This is a genomic window from Duganella zoogloeoides (assembly GCF_034479515.1).
GTDB lineage: Bacteria > Pseudomonadota > Gammaproteobacteria > Burkholderiales > Burkholderiaceae_D > Rugamonas > Rugamonas zoogloeoides.
The window spans coordinates 194,990-217,146 of record NZ_CP140152.1 but is presented as its reverse complement, the minus strand read 5'-3'; the positions used below and the strand labels follow the sequence as shown (position 1 = coordinate 217,146).

The following is a 22,157-nucleotide window of genomic DNA, read 5'->3' as shown; positions in this document are numbered from 1 at the left end:
TGCTGTATTAAATATTCGGTAGTGATGATGCGAAAAAGCCGAGCCGGCAGCGTGGGGAACGCCCGCTCGGCTCGGCGGAATACTGGCAGCGGGGCCGTGAAAGGCCCCGCCACAACGATCAACAACAATTACTTGTTGTCTTTGACTTCCTTGAAGTCAGCGTCCACCACGTCGTCTTGTGGCTTGGCTTGCTCGGCGCCTGGGGCACCTTGCGCGCCTGCTGCACCGGCGTCACCGCCAGCTGCCTGCTGCGCCTGCATGTCGGCGTACATCTTCTCGCCCAGCTTTTGCGAAGCGGTGGTCAATGCGGCCACCTTGGCGTCGATGTCGGCCTTGTCGCCCGATTTGATCGAACCTTCGAGGTCGGTGATCGATGCTTCGATCGCTTCCTTCTCCGACGCTTCCAGCTTGTCGCCGTATTCGGTCAGCGATTTGCGGGTCGAGTGGACCAAAGCGTCAGCCTGGTTGCGCGATTCGGCCAGTTCTTTCACTTTCTTGTCTTCTTCGGCGTTGAGCTCGGCGTCTTTGACCATTTTCTGGATTTCCGCTTCGGTCAGACCGGAGTTGGCCTTGATCGTGATCTTGTTTTCCTTGCCGGTGGCCTTGTCCTTGGCGCCCACGTGCAGAATGCCGTTGGCGTCGATGTCGAAGGTCACTTCGATCTGTGGCGTACCGCGCGATGCTGGCGGGATACCTTCCAGATTGAATTCGCCCAGGCCCTTGTTACCGGCCGCGATTTCGCGCTCACCCTGGTAGACCTTGATGGTCACGGCAGGCTGGTTGTCATCGGCGGTCGAAAACACTTGCGAGAACTTGGTCGGAATCGTGGTGTTCTTGTGAATCATCTTGGTCATCACGCCACCCAGGGTTTCAATACCCAGCGACAGCGGGGTCACGTCCAGCAGCAGCAAGTCCTTGCGCTCGCCCGACAGGACCGAACCTTGAATCGCGGCGCCAACAGCCACGGCTTCGTCCGGGTTCACGTCTTTACGTGGATCCTTGCCGAAGAATTCTTTGACCTTTTCCTGCACCTTCGGCATACGGGTCATACCGCCGACCAGGATGATGTCGTCGATGTCCGAGACCTTGACGCCGGCATCCTTGATGGCGATGCGGCATGGCTCGATGGTGGCGATGATCAGCTCTTCCACCAGCGATTCCAGCTTGGCGCGGGTCATTTTCAGGGTCAGGTGGACCGGCGCGCCGTTCGCCATGGCGATGTACGGCTCGTTGATTTCGGTCTGCTGCGACGACGACAGTTCGATCTTTGCGCGCTCGGCCGAAGCCTTGATGCGCTGCAGGGCGATCGGATCTTTTTTCAGGTCCAGGCCGTTGATCTTCTTGAATTCGTCGATGATGTAATCGATGATGCGCTGGTCGAAGTCTTCGCCGCCCAGGAAGGTGTCGCCGTTGGTGGCCAGCACTTCGAACTGCTTTTCACCGTCAACGTCGGCGATTTCGATGATCGAAACGTCGAACGTGCCGCCGCCCAGGTCATACACGGCGATCTTGCGGTCGCCCTTTTCGTTCTTGTCCAGGCCGAATGCCAGAGCAGCAGCGGTCGGCTCGTTGATGATGCGCTTGACGTCCAGGCCAGCGATACGGCCGGCATCCTTGGTGGCCTGACGCTGCGAGTCGTTGAAGTACGCTGGCACGGTAATGACCGCTTCGGTCACTTCTTCGCCCAGGTAGTCTTCAGCGGTTTTCTTCATCTTGCGCAGCACTTCGGCCGAGATTTGCTGTGGCGCCAGTTTTTTGTCGCGCACGCCGATCCACGCATCGCCGTTGTCGGCCTTGGTGATCGTGTAAGGCATCAGGCCGATGTCTTTTTGCACTTCTTTTTCGTCGAATTTACGACCGATCAGGCGCTTGACCGCGAACAGGGTGTTCTTCGGGTTGGTCACGGCCTGACGCTTGGCCGGCGAGCCGACGAGAATTTCACCATCTTCTTGATAAGCAATGATCGACGGCGTCGTACGCGCGCCTTCGGCGTTTTCGATTACCTTTGGCTGACCATTTTCCATGACGGAAACGCAGGAATTCGTGGTTCCCAGATCGATACCGATAATTCTACCCATGATTTTCTTCCTCTTTGCTATGTTCTAGATGGTACTAATATGTGGAATTACTTTGTCTTTTCAAGTGCTTACTTTGCTTGCGCTGCGGTCACGATGGCCGGACGCAACAGGCGGTCGGCGATCATGTAACCTTTTTGCAAGACAGCAACTACGGTATTGGCTTCCTGGTCCGCCGGCACCACGGCAACGGCCTGGTGCTTGTTCGGGTCCAGTTTCTCGCCTTGCGCCGGCAGGATTTCCAGCAGGCGGTTTTTCTCGAAGGCCGCGTTGAGTTGCTTGAGGGTCATTTCAACCCCCTCTTTCAGCGATTCGAGCGTTGGCGCCTCGACTTTCAGGGCCATTTCCAGGCTGTCCTTGACCGGCACCATGGCTTCGGCAAAGCTTTCCACCGCAAACTTGTGGGCCTTGGCCACGTCTTCCTGGGCGCGACGGCGCATGTTTTCGCAATCGGCCTTGGCGCGCATGAACGCGTCGTGGGTTTCCGCCAGGCGCGCTTCGGTACTGGCCAGTTGCTCTTCCAGGGAAGACTGCTGGTCCGGAGTCGATGGCGCAGCCGTTTCGGCGGCGTTTTCTGGATTAGGCACTGCTTGATTTTCCTGATCTTGCATCTAAAGACTCCTACGATCGTATTTGTTTGACATGACGATTTTGTTTGTCATAGCGAATATCACTGCACTGGCCGTAAATGGAGCGGTATCCCCGTATTTCAAGGGGGTACGGTTCAACAGTGACGATGTAACAAGCTGGGTATTTTAACAGGCTGGCACTCACCACCCGCAAGTGCTGATTATCGAAAGCGGGGGTGGTGCACGCGGGGATGTGGCTTTTTGGCCGATATCAGGCTTGGTTGGCGCGCCGCTGCAGGGCAGCGGGCGCCGGATGGTCGGTCAGTCGGCAGCGCCGCGTGCCAGGGCAGCGGCGCGCCCCACTTCGGCGTCCTTGCGGCGCGCATCGTGCTCGGACGGACCGGCCTGCGTCGGCCAGCCGATCATATGGTGCTCGGCAATTTCCGCCAGCGCCGAGATCCACTTGCGCGACGCGTTCAGGCACGGAATGTAATGGAACTCGCGGCCGCCGTTCTGCTCGAAGTCGTGGCGCACTTCCATCGAGATTTCTTCCAGCGTTTCGAGGCAATCGCTGGTAAAACCGGGACACAGCACGTCGATGCGCTTGACGCCGTCGCGCGCCAGTTGCGCCACGGTCGGTGCGGTGTACGGTTGCAGCCACTCGGCCTTGCCGAACCGCGACTGGAAGGTCACGATATATTGTTCCGGTTTCAGGCGCAGCGCGGCAGCGAGCAACCGTGCGGTCTTCAAGCATTCGCAGTGGTACGGGTCACCCAGCATCAGCGTACGCTTCGGCACGCCATGGAAGCTGAGCACCAGTTTTTCCGGCCTGCCATGCTGGTCCCAGTGCGCCAGCACCGAATCGCGCAGCGCGTGGATATAGCCTTCGTCGTCGTGGTAGTTGCGCACGAAACGCAGCTCGGGAATATTGCGCACCGAGCCGTAGTGCTTGAACACGGCGTCGTAAATCGAACCGGTCGTCGTGCCCGAGTACTGCGGATAGGCAGGCAGCACCAGGATGCGGTCGTGGCCATCGGCCTTCAATTTGTCGAGCACGTCAGGCAGCGCCGGCGAGCCGTAACGCATGGCCATCGCCACGGTCAGGTCCTGGTGACCGCGGTCTTCCAGCGCACCGATCAGCTTGCCAGCCTGGGCGTCGGTATTGACCTTCAGCGGCGAGCCTTCGGCGGTCCAGATGGTGGCGTACTTCTTGGCCGACTGGCTTGATCGGAATGGCAGGATGATCAGGTTGAGGATGAACCACCATACGGCGCGCGGAATTTCCACCACGCGGCGGTCGGACAGGAACTCGCGCAAATAGCGCCGCACCGCCGAGGTGGTGGGCGCGTCGGGCGTGCCGAGGTTGACCAGCACCACCGCGGTGCGGCCAACGGCGCCGTGTTTATAGGGAGGTTCTTTTTTGAATGTCATGTGGCGGGCCGGCAATGAAATTGGATTAACGCGCCATTATAGATAAGAACGCGCGCAACCACCGGACCCCACACCTGCTCAGGACGCCAACAACTCGCGCGCATGCTGACGCGTGGTGGCGGTAATCTCGAGGCCGCCCAACATGCGCGCCACCTCTTCCACCCGCGCGCCCGAATCGAGCACGTCGATGCGCGAGGCCGTCTTGCCATTGGCCAGCGTGCGCTTGGCCACCTGGAAGTGCTGGCCGCCCTGGCTGGCCACCTGCGGCAAGTGGGTCACGCACAGCACTTGCCGCTCCTGGCCCAGCCGGCGCAGCAGGCGCCCCACCACCTCGGCCACGGCGCCGCCGATGCCGCTGTCGACCTCGTCGAAAATCAGCGTGGGCGTGGTGGCGGCCTTGGACGTGATCACGGAAATCGCCAGCGAAATCCGCGCCAGTTCGCCACCGGAAGCCACCTTGGCCAGCGGCCGCGCCGCCACGCCGGCATGGCCGGCCACCAGGAATTCCACCTGCTCCACGCCGTGCACACCCGGCTCGCACGGGTTCAGGGCGATATCGAAACGTCCGCCCGTCATGCTCAGTTCCTGCATTGCGCGGGTGACGGCATCGGCCAGCTGGCGGCCGGTGCGGGCGCGCACGGTGCTGAGTTTTTTCGCCACGTCGAGGTAGGCGTTCTTGAGCTTTTGCTCCTGCTTGCGCAAGCCTTCGATGTCGCTGGCATCGGCCAGTTGTGCCAGGCGCTCGGCCTGCCTGGCGTGCTCGTCCGGTAACTCTTCCTCGGTCACGCGGAACTTGCGCGCGGCCGAGTGGATCGCCTCCATGCGCGATTCCACCGACCGCAGCCGCTCGGGGTCGAGATCGACGCGGTCGAGGTAATCGTTGATCGCGTACACCGCTTCCTGCAACTGGATGCGCGCCGGTTCGATCAGATCGACGACGACCTGCATGCCGGAATCGACCGCCGCCAGCTTGCCCAGTTTTTGGTTCAGTGACGACAGTTGCGAGATGATCGGATGCTCTTCCGCCTCGGACAGCACGGTCAAAGCCTCCTGCGCGCCTTCGAGCAGGCTGGCCGCGTGCGACAGCCGGCTTTGCTCGTTGGTCACCTCGGCCCACTCGCCCGGTTTGACGGCCAGCTTCTCCAGTTCGTTGACCTGCCACTCCAGCCGCTCGCGCTCGTATAACACGTTGGCGGCGTTGGTTTCGAATTCTTCCAGCTGCTTCGCAACCGCACGCCAGGTTTTATAGGCAGCCGCGACGGCACGCGTGTCGGCGCCGGCTTGGCCGTCGAGCAGCGCGCGCTGGGCGTCGGCCTTCATCAGCGACTGGTGGGCGTGCTGGCCGTGGATGTCCACCAGCAGGTCGCCCAGTTCGCGCAGCTGGGCGGCAGTGGCGGCCACGCCGTTGATGTACGCCTTGCTGCGGCCGGCGTTGTCGATCACCCGGCGCAGCAGTGCGCCCCCCTCTTCCACTGCGAACTCGTGCGTCTGCAACCACTCGGCGGCCTGGGCCGAGGGCGCAAAATCGGCGGTGATGTCGGCCTTGGCCGCGCCTTCGCGCACCACGCTGGCATCGCCCCGGCCGCCCAGGGCCAGCGTCAGCGCATCGATCAGGATCGACTTGCCGGCCCCGGTTTCGCCGGTGAAGACGGTAAAGCCTGCGGAAAATTCCAGTTCGATCGAATCGACGATAACGAAATCACGGATGGACAGGGTGCGGAGCATGGATGCCTGAAAGTAGGGGGTTAACTGAGTTTGCCTTCACCCGACGGATACTCGTTCCAATGGAGTTTTTCGCGCAGGGTGTTGTAATAGCTCCAGTTTTCCGGATGCAGGAAGTTGATCGTGTGCGGCGAGCGCCGGATCACGATCTGGTCTTGCGGCATCAGGCTGGCAAAGGTTTGCATGTCGAAGTTGACGCTGATATCGCGCCCACGCACGATTTCCACCATGATCTCGCTCGACTCGGGCAACACGATGGGCCGGTTGGACAGCGCGTGCGGCGCAATCGGCACCATCACGATGCCGCCCAGGGCCGGGTGCAGCAGCGGGCCGCCGGCCGACAGCGCATACGCGGTGGAGCCGGTGGCGGTGGAAATGATGAGACCGTCCGAGCGCTGGTTGTACATGAACTGGTTGTCCACGTCCACGCGCAGCTCGACCATGCCGGCGCCGGCGCCGCGCGCCACCACCACGTCGTTGACGGCCAGCCCCAGGTGGATGCTCTTGCCTTCGCGCAGCACGCTGCCTTCCAGCAGGGTGCGGCGTTCGGCCTTGAAGCTGCCGGCCAGCATGCGGGTGAGCACCTCGAACATGCCCTCGAGCGGGATGTCGGTGATAAACCCGAGGCGGCCCTGGTTGATGCCGATCAGCGGCACATTGTAGGGCGCCAACTGGCGGGCGATGCCCAGCATGGTGCCGTCGCCGCCCATGACGATGGCCAGGTCCGCTTCGGCGCCGATCTCGGCGGCGGTCATGGACCGGAGGCCGGAAAAATGCGGCGCCAGGTCCAGCGCGGTTTGCTCCTCGAACACCACCGTGTAGCCGCCAGCCTGCAAAAAATCGACCACGCTGCCCACCGAGTCGGCGATGCCGTCGGTGTTCTTGCGCACGGCCAGTGCGATGGTGTGAAAGACGGCGTGCTTGGTAGTCATAAAAATCTCGGCAAAAGTTGGCGGCGGCGACACGCAGCAGAGTAACCGATTACGTCGGGTTCTGCCATCACCGGCCAACCCACGGCCCGCACTGGTTTGCTGTACATATGAACAGTATTTTGCGCAGTATAGTGTGCACTTGCCCGGAGTGCAAGCGCGCACCGACGTGGCGGTTGGAAGTTGTCAAGATTCAAGGTGGCGACCAAGGCCATGACAACTCGCTAATATCGATCGCACAATAAAACCCGGAGGGCACGATGTCTACCCAAGAAAAAGTCAATACCGACGAAAAGATTGAAAACGACGGCGGCAAGCGCCTGCCACACGAGCGTGACGAATCGCCCGAGGGCCAGAAACCCAAGGAACGCACTATCATGAAACAAGCCGCTGCCGATATCGACAGCGGCATGGTCGATACCGACCTGCGCAACAAGCCCGGCGTGCAACAGGTGCACACCCCGGCCCCGCGCGAGGCTACTGCCAAGCCGCTGCCCGACACCAAACAAGACTAACAATACCAACAGGACCTGCCACTACATGAACCACGCCACCGCACGCACCGTCGTCTTCACTCTTACTGCGCTCGCTTCCGCTGTCGCGCTGGCGCAGACCGCGCCAGCAGCCCCCGCGGCACCGGCCGGCGCCGCCGCCTACCCGGTCGGCTTCGGCCCCAATCCGGTGCTGCCCAAGCCCGACAAGTCGCTGATCCCCACCGTCAACGTGGCAGCGGTCGATCGCTGGACCGCGCAGGAGACCCCGCGCCCGCCCGCCGGCTTCACCGTCACGGCGTACGCACGCGACCTCGACCACCCGCGCTGGATCTACACGCTGCCCAACGGCGACGTGCTGGTGGCCGAAACCAACGCTCCGCCCAAGCCCGACGACAGCAAGGGCATCAAGGGCAAGATCATGCAGCACCAGATGAAAAAAGCCGGCGCGGTCACGCCGTCCGCCAATCGCATCACCCTGCTGCGCGGCGTCGATGCCAAGGGCGTGGCGCAAAGCCGCACCGTGTTCCTGCAAGGCTTGAATTCGCCGTTCGGCATGGCGCTGGTCGGCAACAACCTGTACATCGCCAACAGCGATGCACTGGTGCGCTTCCCGTACAAGGAAGGCGACACCACCATCGCCGCTGCCGGCACCAAGGTCATGGACTTGCCGGCCGGCACCCGCAACCACCACTGGACCAAGAACGTCATCGCCAGCCCCGACGGCAAGTCGTTGTACGTCACGGTCGGCTCCAACAGCAATGTCGGCGAAAACGGCATGGAAGAGGAAGAAGGCCGCGCGGCGATCTGGCAGTTCGACATTGCCAGCGGCAAGGGCCGCCTGTTTGCCACCGGCCTGCGCAACCCCAACGGCATGGGCTTCGAGCCGCACACCAAGGCGCTGTGGACGGTCGTCAACGAGCGCGACGAACTGGGCAACGACCTGGTGCCTGATTACATGACCTCGGTGCGCGACGGCGGCTTTTACGGCTGGCCGTACAGCTATTTCGGCCAGAACGTCGATGTGCGCATCAAGCCCGCCAAACCGGACCTGGTGGCCAAGGCCATCGCGCCCGACTATGCACTGGGCGGCCACACGGCCTCGCTGGGGCTGGTGTTCTACGAAGGCAAGCTGCTGCCGCAGGCCTACCAGGGCGGCGCCTTCATCGGCCAGCATGGCTCGTGGAACCGCAAGCCGCACAGCGGCTACAAGGTGGTGTATGTGCCGTTCGCCAACGGCAAGCCGTCGGGGCCGCCGCAGGACTTCCTCACCGGCTTCCTCGACGCCAAGGGCAAGGCGCAAGGCCGTCCGGTGGGCGTCGCCATCGACAAACCGGGCGCCGTGCTGGTGGCCGACGACGTGGGCAACATCATCTGGCGGGTGGCTCCGGCAGCTGCCACCGCCAGCAAATAACCATTCAACCCAAGGAGAAATATATGAGCAGTCAACACAGCGGTTCAGCAGTCTGGAGCGGTGGCCTGAAAGACGGCATCGGCAGCATTTCCACCCAGACCGGGGTGCTCAAAGAAGCCCCTTACGGCTTCAAGGCCCGTTTCGAAGACGGCCCCGGCACCAACCCGGAAGAGCTGATTGGCGCCGCCCACGCCGGCTGCTACACGATGGCATTGTCGGGCGTACTGGCTGAAGCAGGCATGACTGCGCAAAAGCTGGAAACCACCGCAGCGGTCACGCTCGACAAGGTCGATGGCGGCTTTGCCATCACCAAGGTGCACCTGACCTTGCTGGCCACCATCCCCGGCGCCGATCAGGCCAAGTTCGAGGAAGCCGCCAACAAGGCCAAGGTCAATTGCCCGGTCTCGAAGCTGCTCAACGCAGAAATCACCCTCGACGCAAAACTGCAAGCATAAGCGGTTGACCAACCCTTCATAGCGGCGTTGCAGGGCCGTGCCGTACATATGTACTGTCTTCGTCCCTGCGCCTTGCTCTGAAGGGTTGGTCAACTGCTAAGGCGCGCAACGGAGTCCGCTTAAATCGCATAAAATCGCCGCTTGTTCATCACGAAAGACCACCATGCGAATTCTGCATACGATGCTGCGAGTCGGCGATCTTCAGCGCTCCATTGATTTCTACACCAAGGTGCTGGGCATGAAACTGCTGCGCACCAGCGACAACCCGGAATACCAGTACACGCTGGCATTCCTCGGTTACGGGTCCAACCCCGAGCACGCGGAACTGGAACTGACGTACAACTACGGCACCACCAGCTATGACCTGGGCACCGCCTACGGCCATATCGCCATCTCGGCCGACGACATCTACGCCGCCGCCGAATCGGTGCGCGCCAATGGCGGCGCCGTCACCCGCGAGCCAGGTCCGGTCAAGGGCGGCAACACCGTGATCGCGTTTGTTACCGATCCCGATGGCTACAAGATCGAGCTGATCGAACGCCGCTTCGACGGCGCCGGCGCCGGGCTGTAACTTTTAACCCTTAACCCGCATGGCCGCCCTGGCATCGGCACCCGTACGGGGTTCGATGCCAGGGCAAGGCGGTGTTGGCTCGGAGCGCGCAATACCGGGCGCAAAAAAATGGCGGGCTGCACAGCCCGCCATTTTTACGTCCGGCGCTTACTTGATGGCGATCGCCAGGTCGGTCAGCCCCACCGCACCGGCGCCGATCGCCGACGTCGCCGGGGTAGCCGCGCCATTGACCAGCACTGCTGCGCCGGTGGCCAGGTCGATCCGGTACAGCGCGCTCGGACCGCTGGCCGTGGTGCGCAACGCTGCCAGCGCCAGGCCGTTGGCGCCGCCGGCGATATCGAAACCGGCGTCCCCCGCCACCGCCACGTTCAACAGACCCACATTGACCAGCGTGCCGTCATTCGGCGGATTTTGCAGCGCCAGGCTGGCGCTGGCCGTGTCGATGTCGAACAGCTGGGTGGCCGTGGTGCCGGCATAGCTGTTGGTGTAAGCAGCAGCGGTCACTACCGGCGCCAGACCGGCGCGGTTGAGGGCGCCGTCAGTGGTGGTAGCGCCGGTATCGACATTGATACGCAGGCTCTGGCCGGTATTACCGATCACGCGCAGGCGGTCGGCCACCGGGTTGAAGTCCACGGCAAACGCGGTGCCGGTAATGGCCGTGTAGGGCGCGGTGGTGTCCGTCGGGTCCGCTGCCAGCGTGGCACGGGCGGTCGCAGCGCCGGTAGCAGGGTCGACGGTGACGATGCGGCCGGTCGAGGACATGCCGTAAAGCAGGCCATCCTTCGGCCGGATGTCGATGCCCAGCAGGCGCTCGCCCGATGCCAGGCCGGAAATGGCGACATTGGCGTCCAGCGTATTCGGGGTAGCCGTTTTAAAAGTGACCAGGCGGGCGTCGTCGGTCAGGCCGTAAGCGATGGGTGCGGCCGGCGCCTTGAGGGCAACGCCACGCAACTCTTCGGTCACATTGATCGCGGCCACCAGGGTAGCCTGCGTAGCGGGCGCAACGGGTGCGGCCAGGTTCAGCGTGTAGAAGCCGCGCACGCCGCCCACCGTCATCACGGCGTAGCCGGTGTTGGTGCGGGCATCGATATCGAAGCCGGCCACGGCAGTGGCGGTCAGGCCGAGTGGCAGCGGGAGGGCCAGGGTGCCGTTGTTGGGCGGGTTCTGGGTGTACAGCGTGCCGTTGGCGGCATCGATCACGAACAAGGTGGTGCTGCCGGTGCCGGCAAAGCTGTTGGTGTAGGCAGCGGCCGTGATGGCGGTGTTGACCGCGCCGCCATTGATGGCGCCGTCGGTGGTGGTGGCGCCGGTATCGACATTGATGCGCAGGCTTTGGCCGGTGTTGCTCACCAGCCGCAGGCGGTCGGCCACCGGGTTGAAATCGACGCCGAACTCGGTACCGGCCAGCGCCGTGAACGGCAAGGTGGTGTCGGTCGTATCAGCGGCCAGGGTGGACTTGAGGGTGGCCGCGCCGGTCGTGCCATCGAGGGTATAGATGCGGCCGGTGCTGCCCACGCCGTACAGCATGCCATCGGCCGGGCGGTAATCGATGCCCAGCAGGTTTTCGCCCGCTTGCAGGCCGGTCACGGTGGCCGTGGTGCGAATGGTGCCGGGAGTGGCGCGGTCGAACGACAGCAGCTTGTTGCTCGCGGTCAGCACGAACACGTCGCCCGCCACGGTCACCACAGGCGGGGTGGTGGGCGGAACGGGCGTATTGGTGCCGATATCGTCATCGCTGCCGCCGCAAGCGACGAGCGACAACGAGACAGCGGAAACGAGCAACAGTTTGGCGTATGGCAGGGTAGGCATGGTCTTGGCTCCTGTAGTGGTTGTTGGGCTTACCCCAGCACTACAAACGACCAGCCGATTTGGATGCAGTAAAAACAAAATAATTTTTTACTGCATTTCAGATGACAGCGAACTTGCTTAGTTGTTGTTCACTTTTTGTTCGAAAATTTCCATCCAGCGCTTCAGTTCATGCTCATACTGCTTGTTGTACTTGAACTGGATTTGCCATTCAGGATGATCGACATCCTTGACGCGCACGAAAAAGCCGCTGCTGTTGACGTTCTGGTTGCTGTTGGCAATATTGACCATGGCCGCGTTCATGCCGCCGCCATACACGGCGCCGCCCGTCGAGAGGTTGTAACGCCAGCCACGGATGTCGGCATAGCTGTAGATTTTCGACTTGCCGTTCTGCGCCAGGTACACGCGCTGGTTTTTCACGTCCACCGCGATCGCGAATTTTTTAAACGTGTGCGAAAAATCGGCCGACTTGAGGAATTCCTCATCGAAGCCCTTGGTCACCAGCGCCTGCGGGCCGCTGGCCTTTTGCCATTGACGGTAAGCAAAATACCAGACCGGCGCCGCCAACAGCGCACCCAGCAAGCCCATGCTGAAAAACAGGACTGCACCGACGACGATCAAAATCCACGCTAAAACCATTCCATTCCCCTAGTCGAATAATTAGTACGAAAGCTTAATTATTTGTAAAACAACAGGAATGGATACTAACTTAATACGATAACGAAAGGCAACTTTTGTTGCGTGAATTCCGTCTTAATGTTGCAGCAAGGCGTTGATCGGCGCCAGGTCATCCTCGCGCAGCGTGCCAGCGGCGGAACGCAGGCGCAGGCCGTTCATGACGGTGTCGTAGCGCGCCTTGGACAGGTCTTTCTGGGTCGCGTACAGCTGGCGCTGGGCGTTCAGCACGTCGATATTGATGCGCACGCCCACCTGGTAGCCGAGCTTGTTGGAATCGAGCGAGGACTTGCTCGACACTTCCGCCGCTTCCAGCGCTTTGACTTGCGCCAGGCCGCTGTTCATGCCGAGGAATGCCACCCGGGCATTTTGTGCGGCCAGCCGCTTGGTAGCTTCCAGGTCGTTGCGGGCCTTGTCTTCCAGCGCGATCGCTTCGCGCACCTGGCTGGTGACGGCAAAGCCGCTGAAGATCGGCACGCTCCAGGTGACGCCGATGGCGTTGTTCTTTTGCGTGCCTGACGCGGTGGTGCTTTGGTGGCTGGTCGATGCGGCCAGGTTCAGGGTCGGCATGTGGCCGGCACGGTTGCGCGAGATGTCGCGCTTGGAAATTTCCAGCTGCAGCTGCGAAGCGATCACCGAGAAGTTCTGGCCTTCGGCCGACGACACCCACGGATCGATGGCGGCCGGCTCCGGCGCCGAGATGGTCACGCCGGCGCGCAGCGGCGCCAGTTCGCCGGTCGGCTTGCCGGTAATGACTTGCAGCGCGGTGCGCTTGTTATCGAGGTCGGTAATCGCGGCAAACTCCTGCGCCACCACCAGGTCGTACGCGGCTTGCGCCTCGTGGGTATCGGTGATGGTCTGGGTGCCCACTTCGAAATTGCGCTTGGCCGAAGCCAGCTGCTCGGTGGTCGCGGTTTTTTGCGCCTGGGTGGCGGTGAGGTTGTCCTGCGCCGTGAGCACGTCGAAATACGCTTGCGCCACGCGGGTGATCAGGTCCTGGCGGGCCTGGGCGAACGTGGCTTCGGAGATGGCCTGGACCAGCTTGCTCTGCTGATAGGTTTGCCAGGCGGCCCAGTTGAACAGCGGCTGGCTCAGCGTGACGGAATAGCTGTTGACGTGGTTGTCCGTATCGCGCCGGGTGACAAAGCCGATGCCGCTACCGTCGGTAATCAGTTGTCCCTCGTTGAACGGGCGGAAATCGCCATTGTTACGAGTATTGCTCCCCTGCGCCGAGACCGACGGCAGCAGGCCGGCGCGTCCCTGGGTGGTGCGCTCGCGCCCCGCATCCAGTGACGAGCGGGCGCTGGCGTACGTGGCGTCGTTCGCCAGTGCTTGCTGATAGACTTGGATAAGATCGGCGGCCTGTGCGCCAGGTAAAGCCAAGGTCATCAAAGCGCTGGACAGCAGCACGGCGATAAGGGATTTCTGCATTGCTTTCTCCGTTGGAGTCTTTTTAAGTTGATCGAATCAAACACTGCTCCCGCAGCGCCGGTGATGGCCGGCGCTTGCGTTCTCTACCTTTAATACCTTTAATACTTTTTCATTGCCGGATCAACTTGCAGGGCCCAGGCATGGATGCCGCCCGTCAGGTTGACCATCTTGCCGAAGCCGTGACGCTCGAGGAACGCTGCCACGTTCATGCTGCGTGCGCCGTGGTGGCAGATGCAGACGATCTCGGCATCTTCATCGAGGTCGTCGATGCGTCCCGGGATGGTGTTCATCGGAATCAGCACCGAGCCGTCGATACGGCACTCGTCGAATTCCCACGGCTCGCGTACATCGAGCAGCACCGGCTTGGCGCGCGTATCGTCGGCCAGCCAGGCCGCCAGTTCCGGCGCGGTGATCATCTGCATGCCGGCCCCGCTCAGAACTTGAACGCCGACGGCCTGGAAGCCAGCAGCAAAGGCTTGACCGAGGTCTCGAACAGCGTGCGCGTGTCGTAGCCGGCTTCGCCGGTACGGGTGATCAGCTGCGCCTTCATCGCCGGCGCCTGGCCGATGATGACCGCCAGGCGGCCGCCGACCTTGAGCTGCTTGAGCAGCGCTTCCGGCAGTTCCGGCAGCGAACCCGACACCACGATCACATCGAACGGTGCGCCGTTGGTCCAGCCCTGCGCGCCATCGCCCAGTTCGACCGTGACATTGGCCACGCCGTTGGCGGCCAGGTTCTGCTCGGCCAGGGCTTTGAGTTCCGGCGAGATTTCCACGGTGGTCACGTGGCGCGCGCGGTATGCCAGCAGCGCAGCCATGTAGCCGGAGCCGGTACCGATTTCCAGCACCGACTCATGTTTCTTGACCATGACGTCTTGCAGCAGGCGCGCTTCGATCTTCGGGAACAACATGTTCTCGCCGCCTGGCAGTGGAATTTCGGTATCGGCAAAGGCCAGCGCCTTGTGGGCGACAGGCACGAAATTCTCGCGCTTGACCACGTGCAGCAGGTCCAGCACTTCGGTGTCGAGGACGTCCCAAGGGCGGATTTGCTGTTCGATCATGTTGAAGCGGACTTGTTCAATATTCATCTTAAGACTCGGTCGGGATTAAATAATCCGTCATTTTATCGTTGAACTGACATCGGGGGACATATTAACGATATGACGGTCGGATCGCGGGAAATTGCGACAGGCTGCAATTTGAGGGGGTTGAACCGGCGGAAACGGCAAGCTGGCCGCGCAGGGGCGTAACGCTGCGGCGCCGGCTCACTGCGCGGGGGCGGCCAGGCCGGCCAGGTTGGTGGTGATAAACAGGTCCATATAGGCGTGCGGATCGATCGGTGGCATCTCGCAGGCGGGCATGAAGGACTGGGTCCACATCATGAGCATCATCACCGGCGCCACCAGCACCGGCGTCATGACGTCGGGATCGACGGCGCGAAACTCGCCGCGATCAATGCCGCGCACCAGCACGCTGCGGATCAGTCCGGTACCGCGCGCCACCACTTCTTCGTTGTAAAAATGCGCCAGTTCCGGAAAGTTGTTACCTTCGGCGAACATCAGCTTGGTGATCCCGGCCAGTTGGCTGGAGCAGCACTGGTTCCACCAGCGCATCAGCAGCTCGCGCATCAGCGCGGCGCTGTGGCCTTCGAAACCGGCGGCATCCTGCTCGGCCTCGCCGATAACTTCGACAATGGTGCCACGCACCACGGCCTTGAACAGCTCTTCCTTGTTGGTGAAATACAGGTAAAGCGTGCCCTTGGACACGCCGGCGCGCTTGGCCACGTCTTCCAGCCGGGTGGCGGCATAACCACGTTCGACGAACTGGTCGAGGGCAGCGGCCAGCAATTCCTGCGGGCGCGCATCCTTGCGCCGCTCCCAGCGGGGCTTGTTGTCTTGAGGGGCTTGCATGGGGGATCGACTCTTGCCTGACTGTTACTTACTTGTAAGTCATTAATATAAGCGCAAGGCCGGGGGACGTCAAGGTGCGGTGCCTGGCCCTGCTGACAACTATGGCAAAATCCACACTCTTGCCAAAGGAAATGCTGACGATGCCCAATACCAAAACCGAAAAACAGAAAATGCTGGCCGGCGAGTTTTACACTGCCGTCGATGACGAACTGCAGGCCGACCAGGCTGCCGCCCGCCACTGGATGGAGCGCTACAACCGCAGCATCGGCCTGACACCGCAACAACATGCTGAACTGCTGCACGAAGGCTTGGGCGCCGTCGGCAAGCACTGCGTGGTGCGTCCGCCGTTCCACCTCGACTACGGCTACAACATCACGCTCGGCGACGGCGTGTTCATGAATTTCAACTGCGTCATTCTCGACGTGGTACAGGTGGAAATCGGCGACGGCACGCAGATCGGGCCCGGCGTGCAAATCCTCACCGCCGACCATCCGCGCGAACCGGCGCTGCGCGCCCAAGGGCTGGAGTTCGGGCGGCCGATCAAGATCGGCAAGAATGTCTGGATCGGTGCCGGCGCGCTGATCATGCCGGGCGTGACCATCGGCGACGATGCCCTGATCGGCGCCGGCAGCGTGGTCACGCGCGACGTTGCACCCGGCGTGACCGTGGTCGGCAATCCGGCGCGGCCGCGCTGAAGTGTCGCAAAATCATCTGCAATTCAATTTGTTTCATTTGCCCACCAGAAATTAATCAGCTAGACTGGCGGCGTTCGCTGTCACACTGCCGGTCTTTCAGACTACGCGCATGCAAGTCTACGGCCTTATCCCCGCCGCAGTGACCGAACCCTCCATGTGGCCCATTCCCCTGCCGCATCGCTGCCCACCGCCATCCCGGCGCACAGCGTAGAGACCGATTTTCCGCAACCGGCCGCCACGTCCCCTGGTCCGTTGCCGCTGTTGACATTGCAATCCTGCTTACGTTGACCGTATTTTGGCCTTGCGACACTTCTCGAATGGAACACACCATGTTTTCAAACCTCACTATCCGCACCCGCCTGATCGGGACCATGCTGCTGCTCGGCGCCTTGATGATCTTTATTGGCGTGCGCGGCATCTCGGCGCTGCACACCACCAACGGCGTACTCAAGGACGTCTACGAAAATTCCATGGTGTCGATGAAGGCCATTGCCGACACCCAGATCCAGATCGACCGCGCGCGCCTGTCGATCGACCGCGTGGCGCTCAAGCCGGACGCGGCCAATGCTGAAGAAACGCTGGCCCGCTCGCAAGGCTTCCTCGACGCCAGCGACAAAGCCTGGGCGCGCTATACCGCACTGCCTTTCGGCGACGGTGAAAAAGCGCTGGCCGACCAGACCGGCGCCGCGCGCACCGCGCTGATCAAGGACGGCATCCAGCAGGCATTCAAGGCGCTGCGCGAGAAGAACCAGCCGGAAATTGACCGCCTGATGCTCAGCGAAGTGACCCGCCTGTTCCGCCTGTACACCGACAGCGCCGAAAAGCTGTCCGTGTACCAGCTCGAATCGACTGCCAGGCAATACGAGGCCAGCCAGGCCGCCTACAACCGCAACATGACCTTCGCCATCGTTGCCATCGTGCTGGGCCTGGTCGTGGCGCTGGTGTCGTCGCTCATGCTGCTGCGCGCCGTGATGAACCCGCTGGGCGAAGCATTGAAGCACTTCAACGCCATTGCCGACGGCAACCTGGCCAATACCATCGACCTCGGCCGCCAGGATGAAATGGGCGCGCTGATGACCGGCCTGCACCAGATGCAGGACCGCCTGGCCGACACCGTGCGCAGCGTGCGCGACGGCAGCGACGCCATCGCCACTGCCAGCAATGAAATCGCCGCCGGCAATATGGACCTGTCGCGCCGCACCGAACAGCAGGCCGCAAGCCTGGAGGAAACCGCGTCATCGCTGGAGGAACTGACCTCGACCGTCAAACAAAATTCGGACAACGCCCGCCAGGCCAACCAGCTGGTCGGTTCCGCCTCGGACATCGCCGTCAAGGGGGGCGAGCTGGTCGCGCGCGTGGTCGATACCATGGCCTCAATCACCGAATCGTCGGACAAGATCGCCGACATCATCGGCGTGATCGACGGCATCGCCTTCCAGACCAACATCCTGGCGCTGAACGCGGCCGTGGAAGCGGCCCGCGCCGGCGAGCAGGGCCGTGGCTTCGCGGTAGTGGCCACCGAAGTGCGCAACCTGGCGCACCGCTCGGCCAGCGCCGCCAAGGACATCAAGCAGCTCATTACCGATTCGGTGGAAAAAGTGGGCACCGGCAGCGCGCTGGTGAACGAAGCGGGCACCACCATGACGGAAATCGTCAGCAGCGTGCGCCGCGTCACGCAGATCATGGGCGAGATCAGCTCGGCCGGCCGCGAGCAGGAACTGGGCATCGAGCAGATCAACACCGCCGTGGCCGAGATGGACACGGTCACCCAGCAAAATGCCGCACTGGTGGAACAAGCCGCCGCCGCTTCGCAAGCGATGCAGGAGCAGGCAGTCAAACTGGCCGAGATGGTGAGTGTGTTCCAGGTGGCTGGCAGCCCGGCTCGCGCGTCAACAGCATCGCGTCCGGCAGCAGCCAAAGCAGCAGCCCCAGCCACCCGCCCTGCGATTACCAAACCGGCAGCCAGGCCAGCGGCCAAATCGCCAGCATTAAAACTGGCCGACAAACCCGCCCGCACCAAACCCGCCGCCAGCAGCGACGGCGACTGGGAAGAATTTTAAAGTTCAGGGTCAGTGCCTAATGCCGTTAAGTTAAGCGAAAAGTCTTAATTTTGTTTGCTTAAAAATGTCGTCCCTGCGCAGGCGGGGACCCAATTTGGCAGGCGTTTCCGGGGATTTTGCAGAACTTGGGTACCCGCCTGCGCGGGTACGACGGCTATGCGGAGCTTAACTTAACGGCATTAGTAACGGCATTAGGGTCAGTGCCGACATTTGGACACGGGCCCAACCGCTATAGGGCTCAGTTCGTGTCCGAATGTCGGCACTGACCCCGAAGTTACCAACCCATTTTTTGGCGGACAAACGCCGTCAGCTTGGCGGCATTGGCCTGGTGGTGTTTCACGCGCGGGTGTTTGTCGTAGCCCGTGTAGTCGAAAAACAGCGTGTCGATGCGTTCATCCTGCTCGGCGCGTAGTTGCGCCACCGCGCTGCTCACGTAGCCGGGCCACTTGCTGCCCGGGCTCACCGCGTCCATGCTGCCCAGTGCGCAGATGATGTAGGCGCGCGGATACTCGGCGCGGATCTTTTTCACCAAATCCTTGTAGGCGGCGATGCGCTGCGCGTCGGTCGGGATTGGCTTGAGCCGCTGCTCGCGGTCGATCAGCCATTTGTCGTTCTGGAACAGGTTGATCACCACCACGTCCGGCGTCCACTGGCTGAAATCCCAGCGGCTGTCGTTGTTGCCCACCGCGCTCAACTGGTCGTAAAACTGCGGCATGATGAACGGGAACCAGCTGATCATCACGCCGATGCCGCTTTGCGACACCACGTGCATTTCCGCGTCGAGCGCGCGCGCGGTGATGGCGTCGTACGCCATGAAGTTGTTCTTGTCCTTGAGTTCGTGATCGGGGCCGTCGTCGGGCGCCTCGTTGCCCATGCCGCTGGTGATCGAGTCGCCAAAAAAGGCGATGCGGCGCGCCTTGCGCGGGGGCGGCGCCAGCAACCTGGCGCCGTCGGCCAGTTCCAGGCCACGGAACACGGTCGCGCCCTCCTCACCCTCGGTACGCTTGGTAATCAGGAAGCGGTGCGGACCGGCCGGCAAGCCGGTCGCCACCGGGTAAGTCTTGCCGCCCTTGGCGGCGCTGATGATCACCGGTTTATCGAGCTTGCCGTCAATAAAAACGTTGAACCAGTTCTTGCCGTATTGGTCATCGAGCGTGACCGCCAGGCTGCTGCCGGTGAAGTTGCCTTCGATGCTGGTGCCGGGCCACGAGATCACCGGCGCCGCCTTGTCGGCGAAGTCGATGCGGCCCGTGTATTGCAAGTTGGCGTCATCGGCGCCGACGGCCACGGCGGCCCAGGCACTGCTGGAAGCGACCAGCGCGGCCAGGCCGGCGGCGCGGAAGAATTGCCGGGTCAGGTTCAACATGGTCAGTCGCGGCGCAAAATAAAACAGGTGGCGGTGGCGTGGGCCAGCAGCTTGCCGTCGGCAGTCTTGAGCGTGCCTTCGGACACGCCGAGGCTGCGCGAGAGGTTGATGATCTTGCCTTCGACGATCAAGGTTTCGCCCTTGGGTACCGGGCGGAACATTTTGACGCTGAGGTCGGTGGTGCCGTAGCCCACGCCCGCTTCCAGCATCGAGTGCACGGCGCAGCCGGTGGCCGAGTCGAGGATGGTGGCGGCAAAGCCGCCGTGGATGCCGCCCATCACGTTGATGTGGCGCTCGTCGGCGCGCGCGGTGCCGAGAATGTAGCCGGCCTTGGCCTCGGTGATTTCCATCGGCATGGTGTCGGACATCGGTGGGCGGGGAAACTTGCCGTCTATCGCTGCCTGCAGCAATTCCAGGCCGGTCATTTTTTCGGGATGCATCGGTAATTCCTTCGGTAAGGATGGGCTTGGCAGCCACTATAGCGAAGCGCCTTGCGCTCTGCTAGAGGCACGCCTCGGATGCCACCAGCGAAATATGCCGACCGGCATATGCCGTACACCCCGAGCGGCAGATTTTAGGCGTGGACGGCGCATCCATACTGTGTTCTGTCGGCAGCAAATCGAACGTATGCCGGCAACGACCGCAGGAACCCCTGCTCTACCACTCAAAGGATTTCATCATGTTCAAGACCTTCCGCAAAGCCGCTCTCGCAACCACCCTGGCAACGGGCCTGGCCGCAGCACTGCTGGCTGGCGGCGCCCACGCCGCCGGTACCAAGGCTGCCCCGTACGGCACCATGGCGCCAGCCACCGCCGCCGAGCGCCACGTGGTGATCACGGAAAAAACCCGGGCGGTCAACGTGAACAACGGCGAGACCGTGGAGTTTCGCGTCAACGGCCAAAGCTTCACCTGGCACTTCCAGACGCTGCGCGATGAAGCCCGCTTCGACCTGTCCAAGATCGCGCCAAGCGGCATGATCAACCACAAGGTCACGGTGCACGTGGCGTCCCACCCGCTGTACCGCGGTTAAAAAAAGGCGCCGCTCGCAGCGGCGCCTTATCAGACATCGAGGCTATCAGTGATCGCTGATGGCCTTGCCGTGCTCGCGTGGCACGTAGTGGTACGTGCGCAGCTTGTGCTGGATGTCGATCTCGGGATTTTTCAGCATGCGCAGCATTTCTGCACCCGCCAGCAACACCGGACCGTAGCCGTGCATGGCATCGACGCTGGTCGGACGGTTGTAGTAGTAGATGTGGTCGCTGGCGAACGTGGTGCCTACGCAAGTGCCCTCGACTTGACCCTTGGCGTTGATGCGCGTGCTCAGGCCTACCCAGCCAGCCTGGGCAATGGAGCCGTAGGTGGTCGGGCTGATCCAGCCTTCGTTGATCGCATGGGCAAACACGTACACAAAGATGGCGGTGGCCGAAGTTTCCAGGTACGAGTCGTTACGGTCGAGCATCTGGTGCCACAGACCGGTGCCGGACTGGGTTTCGGCGATGCCGTGCAGGCTGGCGCGCAGTTGCGCCAGCACCTTGTTGTATGACGGATGGTCTTTCGGCAGCACGTCGAGCAGGTCGCTCATGGCCAGCACTGCCCAGCCGTTGGCGCGCGCCCAGTAGAAGCGCGGCGCGTCCGGGTTGTTGGCGTTCCAGCCGTGGGTAAACAGGTTGTTCTGCTTGTTGTACAGGTGCTCGGCCATGGTCAGCACGTTCGAGGCGGCATCGTCGAACCAGGCTTTGTCGCCGGTCAGGTGGCCCATCTCGGCCAGCGCCGGAATGCCCATGTACATGTCATCGGCCCACAGCGACGACGCTTGCGGACGCTTGCGCGCGAACGTGCCGTCGGCCAGGCGGTACTGCTGCTTTTGCACGTAGCCGCTGCAGGTGTCGATCATGTCCTTGAGGTCGGGACCGACCTTGGCGAAGCGCGCGCGCACCAGCGCCGCGCACATCGAGCCGCTGTCGTCGAGCGACATCGGCTGCAGGAAACGGGTGAAGCTGTTGGCACGGCCCAGCTTGAACTGGTCTTCCTGGGCGCGGAAGTACGGCTTGCTGTCCTTGAAGAACTGGAAGTGGCGGCGCGTCATGTCGGTGTAGCGCTTGTCGCCGGTCACTTCGGCAGCCTTGATCAGGCCCGAGTGAATCACGCCCATCTCGTAGACCATCAGGCCGAAATCGTTGGACGACGGCTCGAACACGGCGCCAGCGACAGGTTTTTTCAGGTCGGTGACCGGCTTGCCGGTGGCCTTGTCGATGATGCGGGTGGGGGTGATGCTGTCCACGTAGCCGCGCACGCGGTCGAGTGCGCCGGTGATCTCGGCGGCGGTAGGCTTTTTGTAGGGAACCGGGTACGTGCCTTCGCTCGTATCCTTGAGGTTCTTGTTGTCCGTGTTGCGGAAAGATCCGCCAGGCTGGATGTCGAGCGCCGTGGCGGCATGGACGGCCCCGGAGGCCAGGATGGCGGTCAGCAGCATCGCCAGGCGGCTTGAAACGTGTGTCATCGTTTACCCTTTTTTAATTGTGAATTGAAGTCTCCACCAGGAAGGCTATGGAAGGTAA

General features: G+C 62.2%; 21 protein-coding genes. 7 read left to right on the top strand and 14 right to left on the bottom strand.

From position 1 onward, the window contains the following. Positions 1-128: 128 nt before the first annotated feature. From dnaK to SR858_RS00985, 5 genes are all read right to left on the bottom strand, one after another. Complete coding sequence (dnaK, locus tag SR858_RS01005) at positions 129-2,078, bottom strand: molecular chaperone DnaK (protein ID WP_026637619.1); 1,950 nt, start codon at positions 2,076-2,078, stop codon at positions 129-131. Between the two features lie 68 nt (positions 2,079-2,146). Beyond that, on the bottom strand, positions 2,147-2,686 hold the full coding sequence (gene grpE / locus SR858_RS01000; protein ID WP_019923739.1) for a nucleotide exchange factor GrpE: 540 nt from the start codon (positions 2,684-2,686) through the stop codon (positions 2,147-2,149). 279 nt (positions 2,687-2,965) lie between these two features. Further along, on the bottom strand, positions 2,966-4,075 hold the full coding sequence (gene hemH / locus SR858_RS00995; protein WP_019923738.1) for a ferrochelatase: 1,110 nt from the start codon (positions 4,073-4,075) through the stop codon (positions 2,966-2,968). Between the two features lie 78 nt (positions 4,076-4,153). Continuing rightward, positions 4,154-5,800, bottom strand: coding sequence for a DNA repair protein RecN (gene recN / locus SR858_RS00990; protein WP_019923737.1), 1,647 nt, complete (start codon positions 5,798-5,800; stop codon positions 4,154-4,156). A gap of 20 nt (positions 5,801-5,820) precedes the next feature. Further along, complete coding sequence (locus SR858_RS00985; RefSeq protein ID WP_019923736.1) at positions 5,821-6,729, bottom strand: NAD kinase; 909 nt, start codon at positions 6,727-6,729, stop codon at positions 5,821-5,823. Positions 6,730-6,986: 257 nt separating this feature from the next. On the opposite strand from SR858_RS00985, the gene SR858_RS00980 reads away from it, so the two are divergent. From SR858_RS00980 to gloA, 4 genes are all read left to right on the top strand, one after another. Further along, entirely contained in the window at positions 6,987-7,241 is a 255-nt protein-coding gene (locus SR858_RS00980; protein WP_019923735.1) for a hypothetical protein, read from the top strand. A gap of 25 nt (positions 7,242-7,266) precedes the next feature. Continuing rightward, positions 7,267-8,631 (top strand): PQQ-dependent sugar dehydrogenase, encoded by a 1,365-nt coding sequence (locus SR858_RS00975; protein ID WP_019923734.1) that lies wholly within the window; start codon positions 7,267-7,269, stop codon positions 8,629-8,631. A gap of 23 nt (positions 8,632-8,654) precedes the next feature. Continuing rightward, entirely contained in the window at positions 8,655-9,086 is a 432-nt protein-coding gene (locus SR858_RS00970) for an OsmC family protein (RefSeq protein WP_019923733.1), read from the top strand. Positions 9,087-9,249: 163 nt separating this feature from the next. Further along, positions 9,250-9,657, top strand: a complete 408-nt coding sequence (gene gloA, locus SR858_RS00965) for a lactoylglutathione lyase (RefSeq protein ID WP_026637618.1) — start codon at positions 9,250-9,252, stop codon at positions 9,655-9,657. Between the two features lie 147 nt (positions 9,658-9,804). Here gloA and SR858_RS00960 read toward each other — a convergent pair whose 3' ends face one another. From SR858_RS00960 to SR858_RS00935, 6 genes are all read right to left on the bottom strand, one after another. Further along, positions 9,805-11,466, bottom strand: a complete 1,662-nt coding sequence (locus SR858_RS00960) for a DUF4394 domain-containing protein (protein WP_019923731.1) — start codon at positions 11,464-11,466, stop codon at positions 9,805-9,807. A 117-nt stretch (positions 11,467-11,583) separates the two neighbouring features. Beyond that, positions 11,584-12,102 carry a DUF4755 domain-containing protein gene (locus SR858_RS00955; RefSeq protein WP_084670103.1) on the bottom strand — a complete coding sequence of 173 codons (519 nt, stop codon included), beginning with the start codon at positions 12,100-12,102 and terminating at the stop codon, positions 11,584-11,586. A gap of 114 nt (positions 12,103-12,216) precedes the next feature. Then, on the bottom strand, positions 12,217-13,569 hold the full coding sequence (locus SR858_RS00950) for a TolC family outer membrane protein (RefSeq protein WP_019923729.1): 1,353 nt from the start codon (positions 13,567-13,569) through the stop codon (positions 12,217-12,219). Between the two features lie 98 nt (positions 13,570-13,667). Then, positions 13,668-13,991: a rhodanese-like domain-containing protein gene (locus tag SR858_RS00945; protein ID WP_019923728.1), complete on the bottom strand. Its 324-nt coding sequence runs from the start codon at positions 13,989-13,991 to the stop codon at positions 13,668-13,670. Between the two features lie 11 nt (positions 13,992-14,002). Next, positions 14,003-14,656: a protein-L-isoaspartate O-methyltransferase family protein gene (locus SR858_RS00940; RefSeq protein ID WP_019923727.1), complete on the bottom strand. Its 654-nt coding sequence runs from the start codon at positions 14,654-14,656 to the stop codon at positions 14,003-14,005. A gap of 177 nt (positions 14,657-14,833) precedes the next feature. Next, complete coding sequence (locus tag SR858_RS00935; protein ID WP_019923726.1) at positions 14,834-15,478, bottom strand: TetR/AcrR family transcriptional regulator; 645 nt, start codon at positions 15,476-15,478, stop codon at positions 14,834-14,836. 131 nt (positions 15,479-15,609) lie between these two features. On the opposite strand from SR858_RS00935, the gene SR858_RS00930 reads away from it, so the two are divergent. Together SR858_RS00930 and SR858_RS00925 are read left to right on the top strand one after the other, a co-directional pair. Beyond that, positions 15,610-16,173 carry a sugar O-acetyltransferase gene (locus SR858_RS00930; protein WP_019923725.1) on the top strand — a complete coding sequence of 188 codons (564 nt, stop codon included), beginning with the start codon at positions 15,610-15,612 and terminating at the stop codon, positions 16,171-16,173. Between the two features lie 329 nt (positions 16,174-16,502). Next, complete coding sequence (locus SR858_RS00925; protein ID WP_040378084.1) at positions 16,503-18,233, top strand: methyl-accepting chemotaxis protein; 1,731 nt, start codon at positions 16,503-16,505, stop codon at positions 18,231-18,233. Between the two features lie 274 nt (positions 18,234-18,507). On the opposite strand, the gene SR858_RS00920 is transcribed toward SR858_RS00925, so the two are convergent. Then, positions 18,508-19,599 (bottom strand): GDSL-type esterase/lipase family protein, encoded by a 1,092-nt coding sequence (locus SR858_RS00920; protein WP_019923723.1) that lies wholly within the window; start codon positions 19,597-19,599, stop codon positions 18,508-18,510. A gap of 2 nt (positions 19,600-19,601) precedes the next feature. Further along, positions 19,602-20,039: a PaaI family thioesterase gene (locus SR858_RS00915; RefSeq protein WP_019923722.1), complete on the bottom strand. Its 438-nt coding sequence runs from the start codon at positions 20,037-20,039 to the stop codon at positions 19,602-19,604. A 239-nt stretch (positions 20,040-20,278) separates the two neighbouring features. Between SR858_RS00915 and SR858_RS00910 the strand changes: the two genes are divergently transcribed. Beyond that, complete coding sequence (locus SR858_RS00910; RefSeq protein WP_019923721.1) at positions 20,279-20,629, top strand: CzcE family metal-binding protein; 351 nt, start codon at positions 20,279-20,281, stop codon at positions 20,627-20,629. Between the two features lie 45 nt (positions 20,630-20,674). On the opposite strand, the gene SR858_RS00905 is transcribed toward SR858_RS00910, so the two are convergent. After that, positions 20,675-22,099: a glycoside hydrolase family 88/105 protein gene (locus SR858_RS00905; RefSeq protein WP_322534261.1), complete on the bottom strand. Its 1,425-nt coding sequence runs from the start codon at positions 22,097-22,099 to the stop codon at positions 20,675-20,677. Between the last annotated feature and the right edge of the window lie 58 nt (positions 22,100-22,157).

Coding starts and splice junctions, on each gene's coding strand:
- SR858_RS00940 (WP_019923727.1), bottom strand. CDS start 14,656: ATGAATATTGAACAAGTCCGCTTCAACATGATCGAACAGCAAATCCGC.
- SR858_RS00980 (WP_019923735.1), top strand. CDS start 6,987: ATGTCTACCCAAGAAAAAGTCAATACCGACGAAAAGATTGAAAACGAC.
- SR858_RS00975 (WP_019923734.1), top strand. CDS start 7,267: ATGAACCACGCCACCGCACGCACCGTCGTCTTCACTCTTACTGCGCTC.
- SR858_RS00930 (WP_019923725.1), top strand. CDS start 15,610: ATGCTGACGATGCCCAATACCAAAACCGAAAAACAGAAAATGCTGGCC.
- SR858_RS00910 (WP_019923721.1), top strand. CDS start 20,279: ATGTTCAAGACCTTCCGCAAAGCCGCTCTCGCAACCACCCTGGCAACG.
- hemH (WP_019923738.1), bottom strand. CDS start 4,075: ATGACATTCAAAAAAGAACCTCCCTATAAACACGGCGCCGTTGGCCGC.
- SR858_RS00935 (WP_019923726.1), bottom strand. CDS start 15,478: ATGCAAGCCCCTCAAGACAACAAGCCCCGCTGGGAGCGGCGCAAGGAT.
- dnaK (WP_026637619.1), bottom strand. CDS start 2,078: ATGGGTAGAATTATCGGTATCGATCTGGGAACCACGAATTCCTGCGTT.
- SR858_RS00925 (WP_040378084.1), top strand. CDS start 16,503: ATGTTTTCAAACCTCACTATCCGCACCCGCCTGATCGGGACCATGCTG.
- SR858_RS00970 (WP_019923733.1), top strand. CDS start 8,655: ATGAGCAGTCAACACAGCGGTTCAGCAGTCTGGAGCGGTGGCCTGAAA.
- grpE (WP_019923739.1), bottom strand. CDS start 2,686: ATGCAAGATCAGGAAAATCAAGCAGTGCCTAATCCAGAAAACGCCGCC.
- SR858_RS00960 (WP_019923731.1), bottom strand. CDS start 11,466: ATGCCTACCCTGCCATACGCCAAACTGTTGCTCGTTTCCGCTGTCTCG.
- SR858_RS00985 (WP_019923736.1), bottom strand. CDS start 6,729: ATGACTACCAAGCACGCCGTCTTTCACACCATCGCACTGGCCGTGCGC.
- SR858_RS00915 (WP_019923722.1), bottom strand. CDS start 20,039: ATGCATCCCGAAAAAATGACCGGCCTGGAATTGCTGCAGGCAGCGATA.
- SR858_RS00905 (WP_322534261.1), bottom strand. CDS start 22,099: ATGACACACGTTTCAAGCCGCCTGGCGATGCTGCTGACCGCCATCCTG.
- SR858_RS00955 (WP_084670103.1), bottom strand. CDS start 12,102: ATGGTTTTAGCGTGGATTTTGATCGTCGTCGGTGCAGTCCTGTTTTTC.
- gloA (WP_026637618.1), top strand. CDS start 9,250: ATGCGAATTCTGCATACGATGCTGCGAGTCGGCGATCTTCAGCGCTCC.
- SR858_RS00920 (WP_019923723.1), bottom strand. CDS start 19,599: ATGTTGAACCTGACCCGGCAATTCTTCCGCGCCGCCGGCCTGGCCGCG.
- SR858_RS00945 (WP_019923728.1), bottom strand. CDS start 13,991: ATGCAGATGATCACCGCGCCGGAACTGGCGGCCTGGCTGGCCGACGAT.
- SR858_RS00950 (WP_019923729.1), bottom strand. CDS start 13,569: ATGCAGAAATCCCTTATCGCCGTGCTGCTGTCCAGCGCTTTGATGACC.
- recN (WP_019923737.1), bottom strand. CDS start 5,800: ATGCTCCGCACCCTGTCCATCCGTGATTTCGTTATCGTCGATTCGATC.